The sequence below is a fragment of the Streptomyces catenulae genome (assembly GCF_000718015.1).
GTDB classification, from domain to species: Bacteria; Actinomycetota; Actinomycetes; order Streptomycetales; family Streptomycetaceae; genus Streptomyces; species Streptomyces catenulae.
The window spans coordinates 182,013-205,652 of sequence record NZ_JODY01000008.1 but is presented as its reverse complement, the minus strand read 5'-3'; the positions used below and the strand labels follow the sequence as shown (position 1 = coordinate 205,652).

Here is a 23,640-nt window from a genome sequence, read left to right as displayed (position 1 = left end):
ACGGGTGCGCCGCTTCCCCCGCCGCCGCCCGTGGGTCACAGGCGGGCGATGTCGCCGACGGGGAAGCGCGGGGCGCGGCGTGGCGGGACCGTGCCGGAGAGCAGGATCAGCCGGGTCGCGCGGTGCCGCTGGCCCGCGTACGGCGTGAGGAGGTCGAGCATCTCCGCGTCGGTGGTGCCCCGGCGGCCGGTGAGCGCATAGCCGACGATCTTCGGCAGATGGAGGTCGCCGAGGGTGAGCGCGTCCGGGGCGCCGAGGACGCGTTGCAGCGTCTCGGCGGCGGTCCACGGGCCGATGCCGGGGACCGCGCAGAGCCTGCGGGTGGCGTCGGTCAACTCCATCGCGGCGGCCTCCTCCAGCCGCCGGGCGACCCGCGCGGCGCGCACGATCGTGTCGGAGCGCTTGGCGTCGACGCCCGCGCGGTGCCACTCCCAGGACGGGATCAGGGCCCAGCCGCGCGGATCGGGCATCACCCGCAGCCGGTCCCAGGGGCCGGGGGCCGGCTCGCCGTGCCGCCGGAGCAGCAGCCGCCAGGCGCGGTACGCCTCGTCGCTGGTGACCTTCTGCTCCAGGACGGAGGGGATCAGCGACTCCAGGACCAGCCCCGTACGCGCGAGGCGGACGCCGCGGTGGCGGCGGTGGGCGGCGTGGACGAGGCGGTGGCGCGGGGTGAACGCCTCCGGGTCGTCGTCGGCGCCGAGGAGTGCGGGCAGCCGCTCCAGCAGCCAGTCGGCGCCGGGGCCCCACGCCTCGGCCGCGACCGCGCCGTCGGCGGGCCGGGCCGCCAGCCGGAGCGTGCCGGGCCCCTGCGGGGTGCGGCTGGCCCGCCAGATCTCGCCGCCGCGCACCGCGAACGCGGGATCACCGGGCCCGCGCCCCAGCACGCCGAGCGTGCGGTGCAGATCGTAGGGGCCGGGCGGCACCCAGGTACGGGTGGGCATCTCGCCAGCGTAGGCGATGGGGGTGACAGCGGGGGCGGACGTGGTGCGGGCGACGGGCGGGACGCCTTCCCGGACCCGGCGGCGGCCCTACGGAGGCGAGGGCCCGGCGGAGGCGGGGGCCCGGCGGAGGCGGGGGCCCGGCGGAGGCGGGGGCCCGGCGCCCCGGGATGCCCCGCGGGAGCGGCGCCCTCCCCGTACGGGTCCGGCGCGATTCCCTCCGGGACCGGCCCCGGGCCCTGACATGGCCGGAGCCCGGACCCCACGGGTCCGGGCTCCTCCCCTACGGGTCCGGGAAGAACCCCTACTGGTCCGAGGAGAACCGCACCGACCCGTCCGGGAGGTGCGCGTCGCACCAGACGCGGATGCCGTCGCGGAGTTCGTTGTCGGCGCCGATGACCGCGCCGTCGCCGATAACTGCGCCGTCCAGGACCGTCCGGGCGCCGATCCGGGCGCCCGCCCCGATCAGCGAGTCGCGCACCACCGCGCCCTCCTCGATCACCGCGTCGCGCAGCACCGTGCTGCCCTCGACCCGCGCCCCGGCGCCGATCCGGCTGCCCGGTCCGGCGACGGTGCCGCCGGTGAGCTTGGCGTCCGCGGCGACCCGCGCGGTGTCCAGCACCAGGCGCTCCCCGCAGCGGCCGGGCACCGCCGGGGAGGGGGCGCGGCCCAGGACGAGGTCGGCGGAGCCGCGGACGAACGCCTGCGGGGTGCCCAGGTCGAGCCAGTAGGTGGAGTCGACCATGCCCTGGAGGTGGGCGCCGTCGGCGAGCAGTCCGGGGAAGGTCTCGCGCTCGACGGAGACCGGGCGGTCCGCCGGGATGGTGTCGATGACCGAGCGGTTGAAGACGTACGCCCCGGCGTTGATCTGGTCGGTGACGATCTCCTCCGGCGTCTGCGGCTTCTCCAGGAAGGCGGTGACGCGGCCGGAGCCGTCGGTGGGCACCAGCCCGTAGGCGCGCGGGTCCTCGACCCGGGACAGGTGCAGCGAGACATCGGCGCCGCTGGTGCGGTGGGTGTCGACGAGCGCGGGGATGTCGAGCCCGGTGAGGATGTCGCCGTTGAAGATGAGGACCGGGTCGCCGGGGGCGGAGTGGAGCCGGGAGGCGACGTTGCGGATCGCGCCGCCGGTGCCCAGCGGCTCCTCCTCCGTCACGTACTCCAGGTGCAGGCCCAGGTCGGAGCCGTCGCCGAAGTGCGGTTCGAAGACCTCGGCGAGGTAGGACGTGGCGAGGACGATGTGCTCGACGCCCGCGGCGCGGGCCCGCGCCAACTGGTGGGTCAGGAACGGCACACCGGCCGCCGGGACCATCGGTTTGGGCGTATGCACCGTCAGCGGGCGCAACCTCGTGCCCTTGCCGCCGACCAGGAGGATCGCTTCAGTCACCTTGTCGTCTCTGCTTCCTGCTGGGGTCGGCCGATCGGCCGACCAGTGTAGGCAGACGGTTCCGCGGCCCGGCCCGGGGGCGGCGTACGGGGTGACGTGCGGTGTTACCGGGCCCGGCGCCACCGGCGCGACGGGCGGCCGGGCGCGCCCCGGGCCCGCGCCCCCGCGCCCCGGACGCCCGCCCGGACGGGAATGCCGTCACCACCGCCGCGCCCCGCGCCCGCTGACACCGCGTCGGCACCCGTACGGGCCGACGTCCGTCCCGTAGGGGTCCGCCGCCGTCCCGTACGGGTTGACGGCCCGTCCCCCACGGGTCCGCGGCGCCCCCGTACGGGACCGGGCCGCCGCTCTCGGGGAGCGCCGTCCCCTCCCCCACGGGCCCGGCTCCGCCCGGACCGGTCCCGTACCCTGCGACCGTGAACGCCACCGAACGCACCCCCGCCGGCCTGCTGCGTTCCGCGCTCGCCGCGGATCCGGCCCGCCCCCTCGTGACCTTCTACGACGACGCCACCGGTGAGCGCGTGGAGCTGTCCGTCGCGACCTTCGCCAACTGGGTGGCGAAGACCGCCAACTACCTCCAGGGCGATCTGGCCGCCGGACCCGGCGACCGCCTCGCGCTGCTGCTGCCCGCCCACTGGCAGACCGCGGTGTGGCTGGTGGCCGCCTCGTCCGTGGGGGTGCTGGTCGACGTCGACGGTGATCCGGCCGCCGCCGATGTGGTGGTCAGCGGCCCGGACCGGCTGGAGACCGCGCGCGCCTGCACCGGCGAGCGGGTGGCGCTGGCCCTGCGCCCGCTGGGCGGCCGGTTCCCGCAGGCGCCCGCCGGGTTCGCCGACTACGCGGTGGAGGTGCCGTCCCAGGGCGACCGCTTCGCGCCGTTCGCCCCGGTGGCCGCGGACGATCCCGCGCTCTCCGTGGACGGTGAGGAGCTGACCGGCGCCGAGGTCGTCGACCGGGCGCTGGCCGACGCCCGCGCCGCCGGGATGCCGACCGCGCCCCGGGTGCTGTCGAGCCTGGCGTACGACGGCTGGCCGGGCCTGTCCTACGGGCTGTACGCACCGCTGGCCACCGGCGGTTCGGTGGTGCTCTGCCGCCATGCGGAGCAGCTGGACGAGACCGCCGCCGCGGCCCGCGCGCGGAGCGAACAGATCACCTTCCAGGCGCCGTCCGCCGCGCTCTGACCACCGCCCGGCCGCCCCCCGGCCGGTGCGGCCGGGCGCCGGAGCGCGCCCCGACGCACGCTCCCGCACTCCCCCGCGTACGCCCCCGCACGCCCCGCCCCGCGCCGTACGCGCAGCTCAGCGGCACCGTCCACGCCGACGGTGCCGCACAGGCAGCGACCGGAGAAGGGCGCGGCGAATCGGTCTCCGCCGCCCGGACACCGTTCCGCCGCGCCCTTTCGCGACCGGTCCACGACCGGCGGGCGCGAGGCGGCATCCCGAGCCGGGCGGCAGATCCGTCGCGCCGTACGCGCAGCTCAGCGGCACCGTCCACGCCGACAGTGCCGCACAGGCAGCAACCGGAGAAGGGCGCGGCGAATCGGTCTCCACCGCCCGGACACCGTTCCGCCGCGCCCTTTCGCGACCGGACCACGACCGGCGGGTGCGAGGCGGCATCCCGAGCCGGGCGGCAGATCCGTACGGCGAAGAAGCCCGTGGATTTGTCCGCGCCCGCAAGAGTCCCGGTAACGGAAGTGCCACGCAGCGTATGGAACACCCACAGCAGTTCCTTGACCCCCGTGTGAAGAAAGTGCAGAGCAATGGTGTGCTGCGCAATCCGCCCGGCACTATCCGTTGCCGGAAGCCGTCACGAGTTCCGCACCGCCGACAAGGCACCGGCTTCCCTCACCGGTCTCCACGAATTGGTCCGCGGCATGCGCGCCATTCCCGCCGGACACACGTAGTTCATGACCGCGCCGGGTACCGGGTACTCCGGCGACGCCACCCGCGACCGGTCGCCGCACCCGCCGCCGACCAGCCCTTCCCCGCGCCGAACCGGGGCCTTCCGGCGCCCGCCGCCGCGCCGTCCGGCGGCGCGGGCGACTTCGGCAACTCCGGTCACACCTCTTCACCGAACGCCTCGGATACGGCATCCTCCGGTGAGAAGACGGCCAGTTCCCCTGCGCCGCCGACACCTTCGTGGCCGCCCATTCCCGCGGTCACCGCAGCGCGCGGGATCTGCGAATAAAAATGCCGCAAAGGTCCTGCCAACGAGTCGAATGGATTGGGCGGATTGCCCAGTTGTAGGGAAGTGGAATTTGTCACGGGCGGCGTTCCGCGCTGAACTTGGCGGATAGTGTGAGTGATCCGGTCCGCAGACCAGCCGGACGAACGAACGTGAAACACAGGTCCGACCGTGCGCCCGAGGGGAGGCGCCGCGTGGCACCGACGGAGGATGCAGGGCACCGTGGACGCGCAAGGCCGTGGGCGGGCGGGGGACAACGTCGACCCCGCCGATCAGTGGGTACTCAACCCCAGTACCGGTAAGTACGAGCTGCGGCTCGATGCCGCACCCGAACCGGCAGCCCCCGAACCGGCGGCCCCCGACCCCTCCCCCAGACGCTCCCGGCGCGCCCCCACCGCACCGCACGGCGACACCGACACCCGCGAACTGCCGACGCAGCGCGACCGCCGCTCCGCCGCCGCGCAGGACGCCCCGCGCCCCGGTGGCCGCGCCGCCGCCCGTAAGGCCGCCCGCAACGGCTCCGGGCCCGCGACCTCCGGCCGCCGCAAGGGCAAGCCGAAGAAGTCCGGGCGGCGCAAGGCGCTCCTGTGGACGTCCGGGGTGCTCGGCTTCGTGGTGCTGGCGGGCGGCGGCGGGGTGTTCTACCTCTACCAGCAGCTCAACGGGAACATCGCCAAGGTCGACGTCGGCATCGAGAACGACGCGGTCTCCGACGGCCCGGTGAACATCCTGATCATCGGCACCGACGCCCGCTCGGGCAAGGGCAACGAGGGCTACGGCGACGACGGCAGCGTCGGGCACGCGGACACCACGATCCTGATGCACGTCTCCAAGGACCGTACGAACGCGACCGCGTTGAGCATCCCGCGCGACATCATCACCAACATCCCGTCCTGCCCGACGAAGCAGAAGGACGGCTCGACGAAGGACATCCCCGGGCAGAACGGCGTGCGGTTCAACACCAGCCTGGGGCAGGAGGGCCGGGACCCCGGCTGCACCTGGCGGACGGTCGAGCAGATGACCGGCCTGAAGATCAATCACTTCATGATGGCCGACTTCAACGCCGTCAAGCAGCTGTCCGAGGCGGTCAACGGCGTGGAGGTCTGCGCCGCGAAGGACATCAACGACCCCAAGTCGCATCTGAAGTTGAAGGCCGGACGGCACATCGTCAAGGGCGAGCAGGCGCTGGCGTTCGTCCGTACCCGGCACACCGTCGGCTTCGGCAGCGACCTCAGCCGGATCGAGCTCCAGCAGCAGTTCCTCAGCTCGATGATCCGGAAGATCAAGTCGGACGCGTTCAGCAGCCCGTCCAAGCTCTACGACATCAGCCAGGCGGCGACCAAGGCGCTGACCGTGGACACCGGTATCGGCAGCGCGAAGAAGCTGCTCGATCTGGGGACCGACCTCAAGCAGGTCGACATCGACAAAATTACCTTCGCCACTGTGCCCGTCCTGGACAACCCCGAGGACGCCGCCACCGTCATACTCGACAAGAGCAAGGCCGAACCGCTGTTCAAGATGGTTCAGGCCGACCACATGCTCGCGAAGAAGGGCAAGGGGAAGGGGAAGAAGAAGGCACCGGTGAAGAAGGCGCCGCCGGAGCTGGTCCGCGTCGACGTCATGAACGGCGGCGGACCGCTGGGCGCGGCGCAGGAGAGCGTGGACTGGCTGCAGAACGTGAAGGCCGCCAAGCTCTCCACCAACGCGGGCAACGCACCGGCGAAGCTGGCCACCACCCGCCTTGAGTACGCCCCCAACCAGGCCGACCAGGCCGCCACTTTGGCCGACTGGATGGGTCTGCCGAAGAGCGCGCTCAAGGAGTCCACCACGGACGCCGGTGACCGGGTGCCGATGAAGCTGACCCTCGGCAAGGACTTCACCGCCCCCGGAACCCCTATTGAGGCGCCGACCGAAACCCCGGACGGCGTGCAGAACGTCAATGCAGATGACAAGAACGTCTGCGCCAAGTGACCTGAACGAGCAGCGGCCGCCCCGCACAGGCGCCGAGCGCACCATTTACCGACCCGGGGAAAGGGCCCGATGCGGCAGAGCAGTGTGCGCGGCGAGCGACCGCGCCGACGCCGGTCCGGAAGCGACCAACAGCAGCCGGAAGCAGAGCAGTTGGGCTGGGACGACAGCCTCTACGAGGAGTCCGGCCCGCCGCCGGACGCCCCCGGCTGGATACCCGGCGCCGACGCCGTGTCCGCGAACGGCGCCGGCGACGGCAAGAGCGACCAGTCCGGTGACACCGCCGACGGGAAGAGCCCCAGGGCCGCCGCCCGAGGCGGCAAAGGGGGACGCGGGGGACGGCGCAAGGCCGCCGAAGCCTCCGGCGGACGGCGACGCCGCCGCAAGAGCCGTGCCCTGCGCTGGACGGCGCTGGGCCTGGGCTTCCTGCTCGTCGGCGGCGCCGGGGCGGGATACCTCTACTACCAGCACCTCACCGACAACATCCGTAAGGACAAGCTGGATCTCGGTGACAGCGGGCTGCGCAAGCCGGAGCCGAACGCGTTCGGGCAGACGCCGCTGAACATCCTGCTGATCGGGTCCGACGGCCGGAACAACGACAAGAACATCGAGTTGGGCGGCGCCGCGGAGGACCGCGACCGCAAGCCGCTGGGCGACGTCCAGATGCTGCTGCACGTCTCGGCGGACCGCAGCAACATGTCGGTGATGTCGATCCCGCGCGACACCCGCGTGCCGATCCCCAAGTGCACCGACCCGGACGACGGCCATGTCTATCCGCAGGACACCGCGCCCATCAACCAGTCGCTCCAGCACGGCGGTCCGGGCTGCACCGTCGCCACCTGGAAAGAGCTGACCGGCGTCTACATCGACCACTTCATGATGGTCGACTTCGGCGGTGTGGTGGACATGGCCGACGCCATCGGCGGCGTCCCCGTCTGTGTGGACAAGAACATCTACTCGCACAACCGCAGCGACGGCCACGGCAGCGGGCTGAAGCTCACCAAGGGCACCCACTCCATCAAGGGCGTCCAGGCGCTCCAGTGGCTGCGGACCCGCTACGGCTTCGAGGACAACACCGACATCGGGCGGGCCAACGCCCAGCACATGTACATGAACTCGATGGTCCGTCAGCTCAAGTCGGGCACCAAGCTCACCGACCCGGGCAAGCTCCGCGACCTCGCCGAGGCGGCGACCAAGGCGCTCACCGTCGACGACGAGCTGGGCACCCCCATGAAGCTCTACGACCTGGCGGGCCAGCTCCGTGAGGTGCCCACCGGGCGGATCACGATGATCACCATGCCGTGGGTGTACGGACCCGGTGAGAAGTACGTGCTCCCGAAGCCGGTCGAGGCGGAGCAGACGTTCGCGCTGCTCCGCAACGACACCGGGCTGGACGGCAAGGACACCGGCAAGAAGAAGGCGGCGGACCCGAAGCCGTCGATGGCCAAGGACCAGCTGCACGTCGTCGTCCAGAACGGCACCCAGAGCACCGTCCTCGGTCCGGCCCCCGGCCGCGCCGCCGTGGTGCAGCAGCATCTCGCGCAGCTCGGGTACACCGCCGCGGGTACCGACTCGCAGCTGATCAGCCAGGCGGACACCACCGTCGAGTACAGCGACAAGAAGCTGCGGGGCGATGCGCTGGCGCTGGCGAAGGACGCCGGGCTGCCGAAGAGCGCGGTGCGGGAGAGCAGTTCGGCCGGGGGGCTGCGGCTGATCGTCGGCGGCGACTGGCGCACCGGCACCGTCTACCCGAAGTCCGCCGGGAGCAGCGACGACTCCGGCAAGGCGCCGAAGAACAGCAGCTCGCTCAACGGCAAGGACGACAAGGCCTGTATGAAGGTCAACGACGACTACACGTTCTGACGTCGCCGCGGGCGCACACGAGGAAGGGGCGGGCCGCCGTGGCCCGCCCCTTCCTCGTATGCCGGTTCCGTACGGTGTATGCCGGTTCCGTACGGTCAGGTGGTCGCGGTCTTCACCGCCGGGCGGCGGCTGGCGATGACCTTGCGGGCCAGCGAGCGGGGGCTGGTGAGGAAGCCGACGCCCCAGGCCATGTGCATGGTGGCGAGCGCGACCGGGATCTGGGCGCGCGCCTTGAGGGAGAGGCCCTTGCCCGCCGGGACGGAGCCCGCGGCGATGGCGGCCAGATATCCGGCCGGGACGACGAAGCCCCAGGGGGTGACGGCGGCGCCGACGACGACACCGGCGGCGATGGCGCAGACCGCGGTCGGCGGGGCGAGGTAGCGCAGGTTGATCGAGCCGGAGTGGTAGCGCGCGACGACATGGCGCCACTTGCCGTAGTCCTTGTACTGCTTGGCCAGCGCCTTGACGCTGGGCCGGGGGCGGTACTGGACCTTCAGCTCGGGCGAGAACCACACGCCGCCACCGGCCTCGCGGATGCGGTAGTTCAGCTCCCAGTCCTGGGCGCGGATGAACTCCTCGTTGTAGCCGCCCTGTTGCTCCAGCGCCTCGCGGCGGAAGACGCCGAGGTAGACGGTGTCGGCGGGACCGGCCTGGCCTCCGGTGTGGAAGGCGGCGTTGCCGACGCCGATCTTCGAGGTCATCGCGGCGGCGACCGCGTCCTCCCAGGCGTTCTCGCCCTCGGCGTGCATGATGCCGCCGACGTTCTGCGCGCCGGTCTCCTCCAGGAGCCGGACGGCGGTGGCGATGTAGTTCGGCGAGAGCATGCCGTGGCCGTCGACGCGGACCACGACCGGGTGGCTGGACGCCTTGATCGCGGCGTTCAGCGCGGCGGGGGTGCGGCCGGTCGGGTTCGCGACGGTGGTCACCCGCGGGTCCTCGGCCGCGAGCTCGGCGGCGATCTCCTCCGTACGGTCCGCGGACGGGCCGACGGCGATCACCACCTCCATCTCGCCGGCGTACTCCTGCTCCAGGATGTGCCGGACCGAGTTGCGCAGATGACGTTCCTCATTGAGCACCGGCATGATCACGGAGACGGCCGGGGGCTGCTGCTGGGGCATGGTTCCTCGGGGGGACGGCCCGTGGCGGAGCCGCCATCGCGGACGGCAGCGCTCGCCGGGAGAGTGCGATATCGCGCCTCACGTTACCGCTTATGGGTGACCGGGACGGACGGCAGGCGGGTGGTGGGGCGGCCGGGGCCCGGCGTGTGGGACTTTGCAGTAGATCGTATCGACTTACTGTGTTCCCGCAGTTACCGCCGGATCGCTCCGCCCGCCCCGCCCGCCGTGGCAGGGCCGTGGCGGACGGTCACCGCTCACATCCGGCCCGCCGCGGAGGTGTCCCCCGTTGACCGCCCCGTCCCGCCCCGCCCGTTCCGCCGCGCGCCGCACCACCCGGGGCCGCGGGCGCTCACCGCGCAGGCGCTGGGGGCTGCGGATCGCCTCCCTCACCTCGGTGCTGCTGATCGCCGCGAGCGGCGTCGGGCACGCCATGGTCACCGGCGTGGAGGAGGGCATCGGGCGGGTCCACCCGTTCCAGGGGATGCCGGAGCGGGAGCGGCCGACCGGCGGTGACGGGCTGAACTTCCTGGTCGTCGGCACCGACGGCCGGGACAAGATCACCCCGGCGGAGAAGCGGAAGTACCACCTGGGCGGCGCGCCCTGTCACTGCACGGACACCCTGATGCTGGTGCACCTCTCCGCCGGACGGGACCGCGCCAGCGTCGTCAGCCTGCCCCGCGACTCGTACGCCGAGGTGCCCGCGCACAAGGACGAGGCGACCGGACGGCAGCGGCCCCGGCACGCCGTCAAGCTGAACGCCGCGTACGCCGAGGGCGGGCCGGGGCTGACGGTGCGCACCGTCGAGCACATGACGGGCGTCCACATCGACCACTATCTGGAGGTCGACTTCACCAGCTTCATGCGGAGCGTGGACGCCGTCGGCGGGGTGGACATCTGCACCGTACGGCCGCTGAAGGACAGCTACACCGGGCTCGATCTGCCCGCCGGGAAGGCGACGCTCAACGGCGGGCAGGCCCTCCAGTACGTCCGCTCCCGCCATATCGACGGCTCCGCGGACCTCGGCCGGATGCAGCGCCAGCAGCGGTTCCTGGCGTCGCTGATCCACAAGGTCTCCTCGTCCGGGGTGCTGATGAACCCGGTGCGGTTCCGGGAGGTCGCCGACGCGATGCTGACGTCGGTCCGCGCCGACTCCGACTTCACCGCCGACGACCTGGTCGACCTGGGGCAGGCGATGCGCGGCTTCACCCCCGCGTCGTCGGAGTTCCTGTCGGTGCCGCTGGCCCCGGACGGGGTGCGGCTGCCGGGCGGCGGGACGACGGTGCGCTGGGACCCGGTCGCGTCGAAGCAGGTCTTCCGGGCGCTGCGGGACGACAAGCCGCTGGCCACGCCGGAGAAGGCGGCGGCCGGACCGCGGCCGACGGTGGTGGACGTCCCGCCGGACCAGATCCGGGTCCGGGTCGACAACGGCACCGACCGGCACGGGCTCGCCCGGTCCGTCGCCAAGGCGCTGGGGTCGGCCGGATTCGTCCCGACGGGCGTCCCCGCGGACGCGCCGGACGGCCCGCACCCGAAGACGCTCCTCTCCTACGACCCGCGCTGGGACCGCTCGGCGCAGAGCCTGGCCGCCGCGCTGCCCGGCGCCGAGCTGCGCAAGGTGCCGGGGCAGGGCCCGGTGCTGCGGGTGACGGTCGGGCAGGACTACACCGGGGTGCACCCGGTGCGGGCCGAGGAACCGGCGCCCGGCACCCCGGGCATCGCGGCGGTCACCGGCGACGAGGCCGCATGTCCCTGACCGGACCGGCGCGATGCCGCCGCCCGTACGCCCGGCGGGCGGGCCTGACGGCCGCGCTCTGCCTGGTGGCGACGGTGGCGGCGGCGGCCCCACCGGCACCGGCGGCGCCGGTCGGCTGCGGCGGTCCGACCGGCGGGGTGCTCTGTCTGCGCGGTCCGGTGGGCCGCCCCGGCGTCTACACCGCGCACTACCGGCGCGGGCGCGCGGGCGCCCCCGGCGAGATCGCGGTCCGCCTGGGCTACCAGCGCAAGGACTCCCGGATCACCGCGTTCCCCGGGTGGTTCGGCACCGTCCGCACCACCCGCGGCGCGGCCACCCTGCGGGGCCGGGTGGGGATGGAAGCCGGGGAGTGCATCCGCGGCGTGATGGAGCACGGGGAGCGGGTCTACGTCACCAAGTGGAGCTGCGGCTGACCCGGTGGTCGGCCGCGGCGGGTTCCGGAGGGCGCATCGTGTGGCAGCTGATCTGGGGCATCACGCCCGTGACGGTGGCGCTCCACCTGCTGGGGGCGCTGGCCGTGGGGACCGGGCTGGCGCTGTGGGAGGGCCGCGATCCGGCGGGCCCGTGGCCGCGCCGGACGGCCGGGGTGCTGCTGGCCGGGTGGCTGGCGCTGCTGCTGGTGGCGACGTTGGCGCCGGTGCAGCCGGTCGGGTCGGGCGATGCGACGGTGTGGTGGCTGCCCGGCGCGGAGCTGTTCGACCCGGGCGCGCCGCTGCTGCCGGACGAGGCGGCGGTGCTGGTCCGGGAGCAGCTGACGGGCGCGGCGCTCTATCTGCCGGTGCCGCTGCTGCTGCGGTTCGCGGTGGCGCGGCGGTCGGCGGCGTGGGCGTTCGGGCTGAGCGTGGCGCTGTGTGTGGCGGTCGAGGCGGCGCAGGCGGTGATGCGGGCGGGCCGGATCGCGGATGTGAACGATGTGCTGAGCGGGGCGGCGGGGGCGGGCCTGGGCCTGGGGCTGGCGGCGCTGGCCCGGTGGGCCGCCGCCGTCATGCGTCGTGCAGGCCCTCGGCGGCGTGCCGTGCGCGCAGCTCCATGATCGCCCGCCGCCGGGCGAGGCGGTGGGTACGGCGGATCTGCGCCTCCTGGTAGCGGCGGCGGTCACGCTCGGTCTCGGCGATCACCGGCGGCACCGGGCGGGGCTTGCCCTCGGCGTCGACGGCGGCGAAGACCAGGTAGGCGGAGCCGACCTGGGTGGCCGGGGTGGATTCGTTCCACCGCTCGGCCATGACCCGGACGCCGACCTCCATGGAGGACCGGCCGGTCCAGTTGATCTGCGCCTTCACATGCACCAGATCGCCCACCCGGACCGGCTCCAGGAAGGCCATCTCGTCCATGGAGGCGGTGACGGCGGGGCCGCCGGAGTGCCGTCCCGCGACCGCGCCCGCCGCGTCGTCGACCAGTTTCATGATCACGCCGCCGTGCACCGTGCCCAGAAGGTTGGTGTCCGCGGCGGTCATGATGTGCGACAGCGTGGTGCGGGAGACGTGGGTGGGCTTGCCCGCGAGGGCGCCCTCCGCGTCGTCGGTCACGAGTTCGGTCATGTGTCCACCCTAAGCGGTGGCGGTGACGGGCCGACCGGGAGGACGGGCCTTCGGCGGCCGTGCGGCGCCGTCGCGGGCGTCCGTCGTGCGGTTTTCCTCCGCCACGTCGGAATGGTCACATCCGCTTGGGTCCGCCCACACGTTTTTGCATCAGCTCTGCAACAGCCGCGCCCCGATTCCACCCCCGCCCTGTAAGACCCCGCACCGCGGCAGGCACACTCCTCGTATGAATGAGTGGCACGGGAACGGACCCTCCCGCGACCAACGCGGGTACGGACGCGGCAGTGGCGGCGCCCGACCGGAAGGCGCACGCGCCATGCCGCAGGTGCGGCGGGACGCCGGGCCCGGCTACGGCCGCCCGGGGACGGGAGCGGGCCCCTACCGCGGCTCCGTCCCGCCCCAGCAGTCGCAGGGCTACGACGACTACGACGGCTACAACACCGGCCAGGTCTACGGCGGTGGCGGGCCCGGCGGCCCGCAGCAGGGCGGCTACGACTCCCGGCCCCGCCCGAACTGGGGCCGCCGCATCAAGTGGACGGTGCTGACCGTCGTGGTGGTCGTCGCGGTCGCCTCCGTCGCCACGTACTTCTGGGCCGACGGCAAGCTCCGCCGCGAGGTGGACCTGAGCAAGGTCATCGACCGGCCCGAGGCGGGCGACGGCACGAACTACCTGATCGTGGGCTCGGACAGCCGCGAGGGCATGACGTCCGAGCAGAAGAAGAACCTCCACACCGGGTCCGTCGAGGGCAAGCGCACCGACTCGATGATGATCCTGCACGACGGCAGCAACGGCCCGACGCTGATCTCGCTGCCGCGCGACTCCGGCGTGGAGATACCGTCCTTCGTCGGCTCCCAGTCCGGCAAGAAGTACCCGGGCACCGGCCGCCGCACCAAGCTGAACGCGGCGTACGCCGAGGACGGCCCGGAGCTGCTGGTGCGGACCATCGAGTACAACACCAAGCTGCACATCGACCACTACGTCGAGATCGGCTTCGCCGGTTTCGCCAACATCGTGGACGCGATCGGCGGCGTGGAGCTGGACATCCCCAAGGCGTTCAAGGACAAGGACTCCGGCTCCGACTTCCAGGCGGGCAAGCAGACGCTCAACGGCTCCCAGGCGCTCGCCTTCGTCCGCGCCCGTAAGGCGTTCGCCACCAGCGACCTGGCGCGCACCAAGAACCAGCAGAAGTTCCTCGCCGCGCTCGCCAACCAGGCGGCGTCGCCGGGCACGGTGCTCAACCCGTTCCAGCTCTACCCGACGCTCGGCGCGGGTCTGGACACCCTCATCGTCGACAAGGACATGAGCCTGTGGAGCCTGGGCAACATGTTCTTCGCGATGAAGGGCGTCAACAGCGGTGAGGGCACCTCGCTGAACATGCCGATGTCCGGCATCACCAACGGCTTCGTCATGTGGGACAAGGCCAAGGTCCAGCAGCTCGTCCAGCAGCTCAACAACGACGAGAAGGTCACCGTCACCGACGGCAACTGACCTCTTCCGTACGCGTACGACACGACGGCCCCCGGCAGCGCGCCGGGGGCCGTCGCCGTGTCCGGGGCGGTCAGCGGCCCGCGGTGGTCCCGGCGCCCCGGCGCGGGGCGCGGGCCCGTTCGGCCAGCTCCTCCAGCGCCGGGAGCGCCTCGCACAGCAGGCGGCGCCGGTCGGGCGGCAGGGCGGCGATCTCCAGGGCGAGGCGGCTGGTGCTCTCCCGGCGTACGGAGTGCAGCAGCGCGCGCCCGGCGTCGCTGAGGGCGAGCAGGCTGGCCCGCTGGTCCTCGGGGTCGGGGCGGCGGACGAGCCACCCGGAGCAGTCGAGCAGATCGGCCATCCGGGAGGCGGTGGAGAGCGCGATGTCCATCCGCGCCGCCAGCTCGCTGATCCGCAGCGGCGCGTACGCGTCGAGCACCGCGAGCGCGGCGAGCCGGCTCGGGGTGAGATCGGGGTGGACCCGGTCGCCCCGGACGACGGGGAGCAGCCGCAGCAGAGCGGCCCGGAGACGCCCGGCGGCCTCGGCGGTGTCGGCTCCGCCGGGGGTGCCGGTGGGGCCAGGGGTGCCGGTGGGGTCAGCCGTACCGGCCGGATCGACGGTGGTCATGCGGGGCCTCCCGAGGACGGGGGCGGAGGCGGGGGCTCGCCGCCGGGCGGTGCGGTGCCCCGGCCCGGGCGCGGGCCGGGATCCGGCGGACGGTCGGGCGCCGAGGACCCGGCGGCCGGTGGCGGCGGGTCGGACGGCCCGCCCGCACCGGCCGACCCCCCGGACCGTACGGCGGCGGGCCGCCGGGCCCCGGCCTCGGGCTCGGCTCCGGCATCGGGCCCGGCCTCGGCCCGGCCGCCGGGCGCCGTCCCGGTCGGGGCCGACGCCGCGGCCACCGGCCCGCGGCCCCCGGCCCCGGCCCGTTCGTCGTGTACGTACCGTCCGCCGCGCAGCAGCGAGGCCACCGCGGCGATCAGGCAGGCGACCAGGGCGAAGCCGAACGCCACCGACAGGCCCTGGGAGAACGGGCCGGAGATCAGCTGCGGGAAGAATTCCCGGCCGGTCAGATAGGCGGCGTGGCCGTGCGGCAGCCCGTCGAGGACCTGCGGGCCGAGCAGCGTACGGATCGGGTTGTACCCCAGCAGCGAGGCGAAGAGCACACCGACCGGGGGCAGGGCCGCGACCTTGGCGGCGTCCGCGGCCGGTACGCCCTGGGCGGTCAGGCCGCTGGTGAGGGCGTGCGGCAGCGAGGCGGCCAGCCCCGTGATCATCAGGGAGAAGAAGATGCCGATGGAGAGGACCATCGCGGAGTTCTGGAACGTGGTGGAGATCCCGGCGCCGACGCCGCGCTGGTCGGGCGGCAGGCTGTTCATCACCGCGGCCCGGTTCGGCGCCGCGAACAGGCCCATGCCGATGCCGTTGAGCAGCAGGATCACGGCGAAGATGCGGTAGTCGAAGTCGACCGGCAGCCGGTCCAGCGCCACGAACGTCGCGGCCGCCAGCAGCATCCCGCCGGTGGCGAAGGTCCGGGCCCCGAACCGGTCCGAGGCCCACCCCGAGACCGGCCCCGCCACCAGGAACCCGAGCGTCAGCGGCAGCATGTAGATACCGGCCCACAGCGGGGTCTCGGTGAAGCCGTAGCCGTGCCGGGGCAGCCAGATGCCCTGGAGCCAGATGATCAGCAGGAACATCAGCCCGCCACGGCCCAGCGAGGCCAGCAGGCTGGCGAGGTTGCCCGCGGTGAACGCCCGGATCCGGAACAGCCCCAGCCGGAACATCGGCTCGGCCACCCGCGACTCGACGAGGCAGAAGACGACCAGCAGCGCCACCCCACCGACCAGCGCCCCCAGCACCCCGGGGTTGGTCCAGCCCATGGTGTGCCCCGCGTAGGGCTGGATCCCGTAGGTGATCCCGGCGAGGACGGCGATGAGTCCGGCGGCGAAGAGGAAGTTGCCCCACCAGTCGGGCCGGGCGGGGGTGCGGATGCCGGTGTCGCGCAGCTTCAGATACGCCCAGACGGTGCCGAAGACGCCGAACGGCACCGAGACGAGGAAGACCAGCCGCCAGTCGACCGGCCCGAGCAGTCCGCCGAGCACCAGCCCGACGAAGGAGCCCGCGATCCCGGCGACCTGGTTGAGCCCGAGGGCGAGACCGCGCTGCCGGGCGGGGAAGGCGTCGGTGAGGATCGCGTTGGAGTTCGCCATCAGCAGCGCCCCGCCGACGCCCTGGAGCACCCGCATCCCGATCAGCCACAGCGCCCCGGCCGTACCGTGCATCCAGGTCACGGAGAGCAGCACCGAGAAGACCGTGAAGACGGCGAAGCCGAGGTTGTACATCCGGGTGCGCCCGTACATGTCACCGAGCCGCCCGAAGCTCACCACCAGCACGGCGGTCACCACGAGATAGCTCATGATCAGCCAGAGCAGCAACCCGGTGTTGCCCGGTTGCAGCGGATCGACGCCGATGCCGCGGAAGATGTCGGGCAACGCGATGAGCATGATCGACATGTTGATCGAGGCGATCAGCACCCCGAGGGTCGTGTTCGACAGCGCGACCCACCGGTAGCGCGGCCCCGGCACCCACCGCGGCTCACGGCCCACGGCGGCCGGAGGCACCGGATCGTCAGCGGAATTTCCCACGGGAACCACTCCCACCGGGACGTTCACTTGCTTGACATCAACCAATTTAGTACGCCCCGCCGCCCCCGGCCAGAGACACGGAACGGCCCCGGCGGTACCGCCGGGGCCGTTTAGTCCGTGTGGATCTCCGCCGTTACGGCAGGTTCCGCGCCATCACGATCCGCTGCACCTGGTTCGTACCCTCGTAGATCTGGGTGCATTACGGAACATAGCCCCCTGACCTGCGCGAACACCCCCTCTATGGGGTGCCTCCCCAGCATTTCCCCATGATCACCCGTACGTGGGTGTCATCGCCGCTGGTCACCCCAGGGATGCTCACGTTGACCAGAAGGAACCCACCCTCTTGACCGCAGCCACCTCGGGGCGTGAGGTTCGCGCAACAGATTGCAACGCACTCGACAGCGGAGGTCGGCATGGCGCTACGGTTCGTCGGTAAAGATCCAGAGTCCGGGGATCACGGCTCTCCGGCCGTGTGGGTCGATGAGGGCACGAGGGATCTCCTCTTCCAGGGCTGGAAGGCGGACGAGCAGACCACGCGGGAAAGCTCGGTGGATGTTCCGATCCCCGACCACGAAGCAGTGATCCGGGTACCGAAGCGGATGATCCCGCTTCTCAGGGAGGCACTTGATGTCGCAGAGCTTGACCAGCTTTGCTGACCTGCTCCGTGCGGCGGAAAGGTCAGCCGTCCATCTGGAGATGCGCGACGCCTACGGCGCAGAGAACGAGATCGAAGGGTTCGCGGCGTGGAGGGAGGGGCACCGTCTCAACCCCGACGACCGCGACTCGTGGTGGCGGCCGTGGCTCGACCTCGTGCAGGAGGTCACGAACAAGGGAGTGGTGATGCGCCGCGCCCGAATCGTCTCCGAACCGCTGAGCGACTACATCCGCTTTGAGCACTCCGGAACGTTCACAAACGTCGCTGCCGGGGAGCAGATCCGTTGGCTGCCTCGGCGCCACGCATCAGATCTGGCCCTGCCCGGAAATGACTTCTGGCTGTTCGACAGGCGGTTGGTTCAGTTCAATATCTTTGATGGGTCCGGGCAGTGGGTCCACACCGACCAGACCGAAGACCCTGCCGTTGCGCAGCTCTGCGCCTCGGCGTTCGAGGCGGTGTGGGAGCGCGCCATCCCACACGAGAAGTACAGCGTCTGACTCAGGCCGGCCGGTTCATGTCCTCATCCCCGCTCTCCAGCGCCCAAGCGGCGCGCGCCGCTGTAGCAACCCGGTTGCAAAGCATCATGAAGGACGCCGGGCTCACGGGGAATGAACTGGCCGCCCGGTGCGGCTGGCACAAGTCCAAGTCCTCGCGGATCGCCCGTGGCAAGACTCCGCCCTCAGACGCGGATATCCGGGCCTGGTGCACGGCCTGTGATGCTGACGATCAGGCCGCCGACTTGATCGCAGCCTCACGCAACGCTGAGTCCATGTACGTGGAGTGGCGGCAGATCCACCGGGACGGGATGCGCCGGATTCACGAACAGACGGTGCCCCTCTACCAACGGACCCGCACCTTCCGCGTGTACGCATCCAATGTCGTGCCGGGGATGCTCCAGACAGCTGAGTACGCCACTGGCCTTCTACGGTCCATCACGCACTTTCAGGGAACGCCGGACGATGTCTCAGACGCCGTACAGGCTCGGCTGAACCGCTCCCGCGTCGTGCGGGAAGGGGGCCATCACTTTGCGCTGCTCCTGGAGGAAGCTGTCCTCTATTACCGCGTCAGCGACGACGCGGCGCTGGCGGGCCAACTCGGCTACCTGCTGTCGGTCATGGCTCAGCCCAACGTCTCGTTGGGCGTGATCCCGCTCGGCGCCCGGCGTGCGGCCTGGCCGCTGGAAGCGTTCTACGCCTTCGACGATGCCCAGGTGGCGGTGGAGACGCTGACGGCAGAGATCAACCTGACAGCCCCCGGCGAGATCCGAACGTATCTGAAAGCCTTCGGCGAACTGTCGAAGATCGCAGTACGAGGCCCAGAAGCTCGCGCCTGCATCACAAGGGCCATCGACTCCCTTGGATGAATCTGTGCAACCGCGTGCAACTTCCTGGGGGTTGATTCGCTGACGTCCCTAACGTGGTCATCACACGGACGACGCGGAGGGACAGTATGAGCCAGCCGAGGACTTACCCGAGTGAGGCGGTAGAGCTGCCGCTCAGGTTGGATGCGGAGCCTGGTCCGGTGCCGGACTGCGCAGGCTGCACCGAGCTGGCCAATGTGCGGGACCGCGCCCGTGCGGGTGGCGACATGACCACTGTGTCCGACTGCAACGTCTTCCTCCGTCGGCACCCGGAGGGGCACTGATGGTCACAGTTGCCGGTATCGGGAGCCTCCCGGTCGGACAAGCCGTCGAGTACAGGAAGACGTGCCCGGTCCGAGCAGAGGCACCCATACCTCTGCCCCTGCCCGGCGACGCCGAATGGGCCCCGTACCCATTTGAGAATCACGACAGGGACAGTGCAGACCCCGTCTCCATCCCGTGAAAGGACAGGCCATTGGTCGGGCGGGATGTACGACGGCGCGGGGACCGATTCCCCATATCGCTTCAGCGGTCGATCCAGGGAGCAGACAAGAATGGGTAAGCGGAACGAGGACGAGTGGGATCCGTACGCCGGTCGGGATCAGGCGACTGATCCTGACTCCCGGGTCTCTCAGAACGGGAACGTGCACAGCAGCCTCGCCGATGACGAGGACCGCGAAGGGGAGTGACGCCCGTGATCCACGGCGAGAACCTGGCGAAAGACCTGCGGCGTGATCACGGCTTCGTCCACGTCGGACGCACCAGGGACGGTAAAGCCGTGGTCATGCGCAAGCGCGACAAGTGGACCGTGGTCCCCCTGCGCTGGCTCACCGAAGACGCGGTGAACACCATCAAGGCTCAGGCGGGGGTCGGCCTCGTGTAGGCCCCGCAGACAGGAAATGCCCCCGCCGTGCGGCAGGGGCATTTCTTGTTGTGCAGCTACCGCCTACGGCAGGTTCCGCGCCATCACAATCCGCTGCACCTGGTTCGTGCCCTCATAAATCTGCGTGATCTTGGCGTCGCGCATCATGCGCTCGACCGGGTAGTCGCGGGTGTAGCCGTAGCCGCCGAGGAGTTGGACGGCGTCGGTGGTGATCTCCATCGCGGCGTCGGAGGCGTAGCACTTGGCGGCGGCGCCGAAGAAGGTGAGGTCCTCGTCCTTGCCACCGGCGGAGATGCGCTCGGACTTGGCGGCGGCGGCGTAGGTCAGCTGGCGGGCGGCCTCGACCTTCATCGCCATGTCGGCGAGCATGAACTGCACGCCCTGGAAGTCGCCGATCGGCTTGCCGAACTGCTTCCGCTCGCGGACGTAGCCCTTGGCGTAGTCCAGCGCGCCCTGGGCGATGCCCAGTGCCTGTGCGGCGATGGTGATGCGGGTGTGGTCGAGGGTCTTCATCGCGGTGGCGAAGCCGGTGCCCTCGGCGCCGATCATGCGGTCGGCGGGGATGCGGACGTTGTCGAGGTAGACCTCGCGGGTCGGCGAGCCCTTGATGCCGAGCTTCTTCTCGGGGGCGCCGAAGGACACACCCTCGTCGCCCTTCTCGACGACGAAGGCGGAGATGCCCTTGGAGCGCTTCTCCGGGTCGGTGACGGCCATGACCGTGTAGTACTCGGAGACACCGGCGTTGGTGATCCAGCGCTTCACGCCGTTGAGGACCCAGAAGTCACCGTCGCGGACGGCCTTGGTCTTCATGCCCGCCGCGTCCGAACCGGCGTCCGGCTCGCTCAGGCAGTACGAGAACATCGCGTCGCCCTTGGCCAGCGGGCCGAGGTACTTCGCCTTCAGCTCCTCCGAGCCGGAGAGGATCACCGGGAGCGAGCCGAGCTTGTTGACCGCCGGGATCAGCGAGGACGAACCGCAGACCCGGGCGACCTCCTCGATGACGATGACGGTGGCGAGCGCGTCGGCGCCCGCGCCGCCGTAGGTCTCCGGTACGTGGACGGCGTGCAGGTCGTTGGCGACCAGCGCGTCGAGCGCCTCCTGCGGGAAGCGGGCCTCCTCGTCCACGGCGGCGGCGAACGGTGCGATCTTCGCCTCGGCGAGGGCACGCACCGACTCCCGGAGCATGTCGTGCTCCTCCGACGGCCGGTACAGATCGAAATCAGCGGTTCCCGCCAAGGTTTCTCACTCCCCTGAGAGCTGAAGCTAACTACCGTTAAGTAACCCGTTCTGCTCCGGATTCTAGGCGTCCCGGGCGCGGCGGGATACGTGAGGTTGCCGACAGACCATCCGTTCCCCGGTGGCCGGTGCCCGACGCCCGCCCGCGGGGGCCCGACTATGCTCGGTCAGCGCCTTTTCGCCCGTCCGTCACCGACCTGCACACCGCACCCCGGCCGCCGCGCCGAAAACTGGTTTGGAGCATCCATGGCCCTCAAGATCACCGTGATCGGCACCGGCTACCTCGGCGCCACCCACGCCGCCGCCATGGCCGAGCTCGGCTTCGAGGTCCTGGGTCTGGACGTCGTCCCCGAGAAGATCGAGATGCTGCGGCGCGGCGAGGTCCCGATGTACGAACCGGGACTGGAGGAGCTGCTCCGCCGCCACATCGACGGGATCGAGGGCTCCACCGGCCGACTCCGCTTCACCACCTCCTACGAGGAGGCGGGGGCCTTCGGCGATGTGCACTTCGTCTGTGTGAACACCCCGCAGAAGCACGGCGAGTACGCCTGCGACATGTCGTACGTCGAGAGCGCCTTCGCCTCGCTCGCCCCGCATCTGACCCGTCCGGCGCTGGTCGTCGGCAAGTCGACGGTGCCGGTGGGCAGCGCGGCGCGGCTGTCGCGGCTGCTGGCGCGCGAGGCACCGGCGGGCGAGGCGGCGGAGCTGGCGTGGAACCCGGAGTTCCTGCGCGAGGGGTTCGCCGTGGACGACACCCTGCACCCGGACCGGATCGTCGTCGGCGTCGCGAGCGAGCGGGCCGAGGCGCTGCTGCGGGAGATCTACGAGAAGCCGGTCGCCGAGGGCTCGCCGTTCGTCGTCATGGACTACCCGACCGCCGAGCTGGTGAAGACCGCCGCCAACTCCTTCCTGGCCACGAAGATCTCGTTCATCAACGCCATGGCGGAGGTCTGCGAGGCGGCCGACGGCGATGTGATGAAGCTGGCCGAGGCGATCGGGCACGACGAGCGGATCGGCAAGAAGTTCCTGCGTGCCGGGGTCGGCTTCGGCGGCGGCTGCCTGCCCAAGGACATCCGGGCGTTCATGGCCCGCGCCGGTGAGCTGGGCGCGGACCAGGCGCTGACCTTCCTGCGCGAGGTCGACTCGATCAACATGCGGCGCCGCGGCCACATGGTCGAGCTGACCCGGGACGCGGTCGGCGGCGGCTTCCTCGGCAAGCGGATCGCCGTCCTCGGCGCCACCTTCAAGCCGGACTCCGACGACGTCCGCGACTCCCCCGCCCTCAACGTCGCCGGTCAGATCCACCTCCAGGGCGGCCAGGTCACCGTCTACGACCCGAAGGGCATGGAGAACGCCCGGCGGCTCTTCCCGACGCTGGGTTACGCGGGCAGCGCGCTGGAGGCGGTGCGCGGGGCGGACGCGGTGCTGCATCTGACCGAGTGGCGGGAGTTCCGGGAGCTGGACCCGGCGGTGCTGGGCGAGGCGGCCGCCGAACGCCGCATCCTGGACGGGCGCAACGCCCTCGACCCGGAGCTGTGGCGGAAGGCCGGCTGGACCTACCGGGCGTTGGGCCGCCCGCAGGCGTAACCGCTTTTCCTACCGTTTCTCCCGGTTCCTTCCGTTCCGACCGCCCGGCCGGGCCACCGTGCCCCGGCCGGGCGGTCGCGGGTTTCAGCCGGATTCCGCGCGGCGGGCGCGGTAGCTGCGCATCTTCGCCCGGCTGCCGCAGACCGCCATCGAGCACCAGCGGCTGCGTCCGGCCGGGCTCCGGTCGTAGAACACCCACCGGCAGTCATGGGCCTCGCACGCCTTGAGGCGGCGCCAGCTGCCGTCGGCGGCTGCCGTGGCGACGGCGGCGGCCAGCAGCGCGACGAGCCGGTCGGCGCCGCGCAGCCCGGCGGCCGGGCGGAGTGCGGGGGCGCCGTCGGGGTCGAGGGCGAGGACGAGCGGGCCGCGGGCCAGCAGCCGGTCCAGGGTCCGGGCGTCGGCGGGGTCCGGGGTGGTGTCCGCGGTGTGTGCGAGGCAGACGGTGCGCAGCGCCTCGCGCAGCTCGGTCAGGGTGCGCAGGGCCGCCGGGGCGTCCGCCGCGGTGAGCGGGGGCAGGCCGTGCGCGGTGAGGAAGGCGTCGAGCCCGCCGTCCGCGGTCAGCGCGTCCACGCCGGTCTCGATGTCGAGGGTGTTCACCAGGTCCTGCACCGGGAGGAGGGACACCGGTGCCGTTCGGTCCGCCACCCTTGCCACGTTACCGGCCGACCGCCATGATGCAGTAACGCAGTTACCCGTAAACCGCTTCAGGAGGTAACGATATGGCGCTGATCGAGCTGACTGTCGTCGCGCTGGACTGCCCCGATCCGCGGGCGCTCGCCGGTTTCTACGCCGAGTTGCTCGACTGGCGGGTGACGGGCGAGGGCGACTGGTTCGAGGCCGTCGGGCCACAGGGGCGGCGGCTGGCGTTCCAGGAGGTGGCGGGGTACCGGCCGCCGCAGTGGCCGGGGCAGGACCGGCCCCAGCAGTGCCACCTCGACTTCGACGTCCGGCGCGCGGACCTGGAGGCGGCGCAGGAGAAGGCGCTGGCGCTCGGCGCGAAGCTGGTCCAGCAGGACGACGCCCGGCAGAGCTGGCGCGTCTATCTGGACCCGGTCGGGC

At 71.9% G+C, this 23,640-nt stretch carries 22 protein-coding genes and 1 pseudogene; 14 read left to right on the top strand and 9 right to left on the bottom strand.

Going from position 1 to position 23,640, the window contains the following annotated elements:
• Positions 1–35: 35 nt before the first annotated feature.
• A complete protein-coding gene (locus IF23_RS0110680) occupies positions 36–941 on the bottom strand; it encodes a DNA-3-methyladenine glycosylase family protein (RefSeq protein ID WP_030282278.1) in 906 nt (301 codons plus the stop codon).
• A 301-nt stretch (positions 942–1,242) separates the two neighbouring features.
• Complete coding sequence (gene manB, locus IF23_RS0110675) at positions 1,243–2,325, bottom strand: mannose-1-phosphate guanylyltransferase (protein ID WP_030282276.1); 1,083 nt, start codon at positions 2,323–2,325, stop codon at positions 1,243–1,245.
• A gap of 416 nt (positions 2,326–2,741) precedes the next feature.
• On the opposite strand from manB, the gene IF23_RS0110670 reads away from it, so the two are divergent.
• Complete coding sequence (locus tag IF23_RS0110670; RefSeq protein ID WP_030282274.1) at positions 2,742–3,506, top strand: TIGR03089 family protein; 765 nt, start codon at positions 2,742–2,744, stop codon at positions 3,504–3,506.
• An 876-nt stretch (positions 3,507–4,382) separates the two neighbouring features.
• Here IF23_RS0110670 and IF23_RS33965 read toward each other — a convergent pair.
• Positions 4,383–4,589 (bottom strand): hypothetical protein, encoded by a 207-nt coding sequence (locus tag IF23_RS33965; RefSeq protein WP_157847995.1) that lies wholly within the window; start codon positions 4,587–4,589, stop codon positions 4,383–4,385.
• 142 nt (positions 4,590–4,731) lie between these two features.
• On the opposite strand from IF23_RS33965, the gene IF23_RS0110665 reads away from it, so the two are divergent.
• Both IF23_RS0110665 and IF23_RS0110660 read left to right on the top strand, forming a co-directional pair.
• Complete coding sequence (locus IF23_RS0110665; protein WP_030282271.1) at positions 4,732–6,480, top strand: LCP family protein; 1,749 nt, start codon at positions 4,732–4,734, stop codon at positions 6,478–6,480.
• A gap of 69 nt (positions 6,481–6,549) precedes the next feature.
• Positions 6,550–8,340: an LCP family protein gene (locus IF23_RS0110660; protein WP_030282269.1), complete on the top strand. Its 1,791-nt coding sequence runs from the start codon at positions 6,550–6,552 to the stop codon at positions 8,338–8,340.
• A gap of 95 nt (positions 8,341–8,435) precedes the next feature.
• Here the strand turns inward: IF23_RS0110660 and IF23_RS0110655 are convergent, their stop codons facing one another.
• Positions 8,436–9,458: a glycosyltransferase family 2 protein gene (locus IF23_RS0110655; protein ID WP_030282267.1), complete on the bottom strand. Its 1,023-nt coding sequence runs from the start codon at positions 9,456–9,458 to the stop codon at positions 8,436–8,438.
• Between the two features lie 286 nt (positions 9,459–9,744).
• On the opposite strand from IF23_RS0110655, the gene IF23_RS0110650 reads away from it, so the two are divergent.
• From IF23_RS0110650 to IF23_RS0110640, 3 genes are read left to right on the top strand one after another with little or no spacing between them, the layout of a single operon-like run.
• A complete protein-coding gene (locus tag IF23_RS0110650; RefSeq protein ID WP_078653900.1) occupies positions 9,745–11,211 on the top strand; it encodes an LCP family protein in 1,467 nt (488 codons plus the stop codon).
• A complete protein-coding gene (locus IF23_RS0110645) occupies positions 11,202–11,624 on the top strand; it encodes a hypothetical protein (RefSeq protein WP_030282263.1) in 423 nt (140 codons plus the stop codon). Before IF23_RS0110650 ends, IF23_RS0110645 begins: the two co-directional genes overlap by 10 nt.
• A 38-nt stretch (positions 11,625–11,662) precedes the next feature.
• Positions 11,663–12,244 (top strand): VanZ family protein, encoded by a 582-nt coding sequence (locus IF23_RS0110640; protein WP_030282261.1) that lies wholly within the window; start codon positions 11,663–11,665, stop codon positions 12,242–12,244.
• On the opposite strand, the gene IF23_RS0110635 is transcribed toward IF23_RS0110640, so the two are convergent.
• Entirely contained in the window at positions 12,195–12,749 is a 555-nt protein-coding gene (locus tag IF23_RS0110635) for an acyl-CoA thioesterase (protein WP_030282259.1), read from the bottom strand. The genes IF23_RS0110640 and IF23_RS0110635 overlap by 50 nt on opposite strands.
• Before the next feature lie 226 nt (positions 12,750–12,975).
• Here IF23_RS0110635 and IF23_RS0110630 point away from each other — a divergent pair, with 226 nt between their 5' ends.
• Positions 12,976–14,238, top strand: a complete 1,263-nt coding sequence (locus IF23_RS0110630) for an LCP family protein (RefSeq protein ID WP_030282257.1) — start codon at positions 12,976–12,978, stop codon at positions 14,236–14,238.
• Between the two features lie 70 nt (positions 14,239–14,308).
• Here the strand turns inward: IF23_RS0110630 and IF23_RS31090 are convergent, their stop codons facing one another.
• Positions 14,309–14,842 (bottom strand): MarR family winged helix-turn-helix transcriptional regulator, encoded by a 534-nt coding sequence (locus tag IF23_RS31090; protein ID WP_051739467.1) that lies wholly within the window; start codon positions 14,840–14,842, stop codon positions 14,309–14,311.
• A complete protein-coding gene (locus IF23_RS0110620) occupies positions 14,839–16,860 on the bottom strand; it encodes an MFS transporter (protein WP_425423826.1) in 2,022 nt (673 codons plus the stop codon). The genes IF23_RS31090 and IF23_RS0110620 overlap by 4 nt, the downstream gene beginning before the upstream one ends.
• Before the next feature lie 413 nt (positions 16,861–17,273).
• Between IF23_RS0110620 and IF23_RS0110615 the strand changes: the two genes are divergently transcribed.
• From IF23_RS0110615 to IF23_RS0110590, 5 genes are all read left to right on the top strand, one after another.
• On the top strand, positions 17,274–17,516 hold the full coding sequence (locus IF23_RS0110615; RefSeq protein WP_030282251.1) for a hypothetical protein: 243 nt from the start codon (positions 17,274–17,276) through the stop codon (positions 17,514–17,516).
• The gene (locus IF23_RS0110610; RefSeq protein WP_030282250.1) at positions 17,488–18,012 is read left to right on the top strand and encodes a DUF6879 family protein; all 525 of its coding nucleotides are present in this window, start codon (positions 17,488–17,490) and stop codon (positions 18,010–18,012) included. Before IF23_RS0110615 ends, IF23_RS0110610 begins: the two co-directional genes overlap by 29 nt.
• Positions 18,013–18,029: 17 nt before the next feature.
• A complete protein-coding gene (locus IF23_RS0110605) occupies positions 18,030–18,878 on the top strand; it encodes a helix-turn-helix domain-containing protein (protein WP_030282248.1) in 849 nt (282 codons plus the stop codon).
• A gap of 86 nt (positions 18,879–18,964) precedes the next feature.
• Positions 18,965–19,159 (top strand): hypothetical protein, encoded by a 195-nt coding sequence (locus IF23_RS0110600; RefSeq protein ID WP_030282246.1) that lies wholly within the window; start codon positions 18,965–18,967, stop codon positions 19,157–19,159.
• A 410-nt stretch (positions 19,160–19,569) separates the two neighbouring features.
• Entirely contained in the window at positions 19,570–19,758 is a 189-nt protein-coding gene (locus tag IF23_RS0110590; protein ID WP_030282244.1) for a hypothetical protein, read from the top strand.
• A 63-nt stretch (positions 19,759–19,821) separates the two neighbouring features.
• Here IF23_RS0110590 and IF23_RS0110585 read toward each other — a convergent pair whose 3' ends face one another.
• Complete coding sequence (locus IF23_RS0110585) at positions 19,822–20,994, bottom strand: acyl-CoA dehydrogenase family protein (RefSeq protein WP_030282242.1); 1,173 nt, start codon at positions 20,992–20,994, stop codon at positions 19,822–19,824.
• A gap of 246 nt (positions 20,995–21,240) precedes the next feature.
• On the opposite strand from IF23_RS0110585, the gene IF23_RS0110580 reads away from it, so the two are divergent.
• Positions 21,241–22,581 (top strand): UDP-glucose dehydrogenase family protein, encoded by a 1,341-nt coding sequence (locus IF23_RS0110580; RefSeq protein ID WP_030282240.1) that lies wholly within the window; start codon positions 21,241–21,243, stop codon positions 22,579–22,581.
• An 84-nt stretch (positions 22,582–22,665) separates the two neighbouring features.
• Here IF23_RS0110580 and IF23_RS0110575 read toward each other — a convergent pair whose 3' ends face one another.
• The gene (locus IF23_RS0110575; RefSeq protein WP_030282238.1) at positions 22,666–23,226 is read right to left on the bottom strand and encodes a CGNR zinc finger domain-containing protein; all 561 of its coding nucleotides are present in this window, start codon (positions 23,224–23,226) and stop codon (positions 22,666–22,668) included.
• Between the two features lie 74 nt (positions 23,227–23,300).
• Here IF23_RS0110575 and IF23_RS0110570 point away from each other — a divergent pair.
• Positions 23,301–23,597 (top strand): annotated as a pseudogene (locus tag IF23_RS0110570) (VOC family protein); the annotation flags it as partial.
• Between the last annotated feature and the right edge of the window lie 43 nt (positions 23,598–23,640).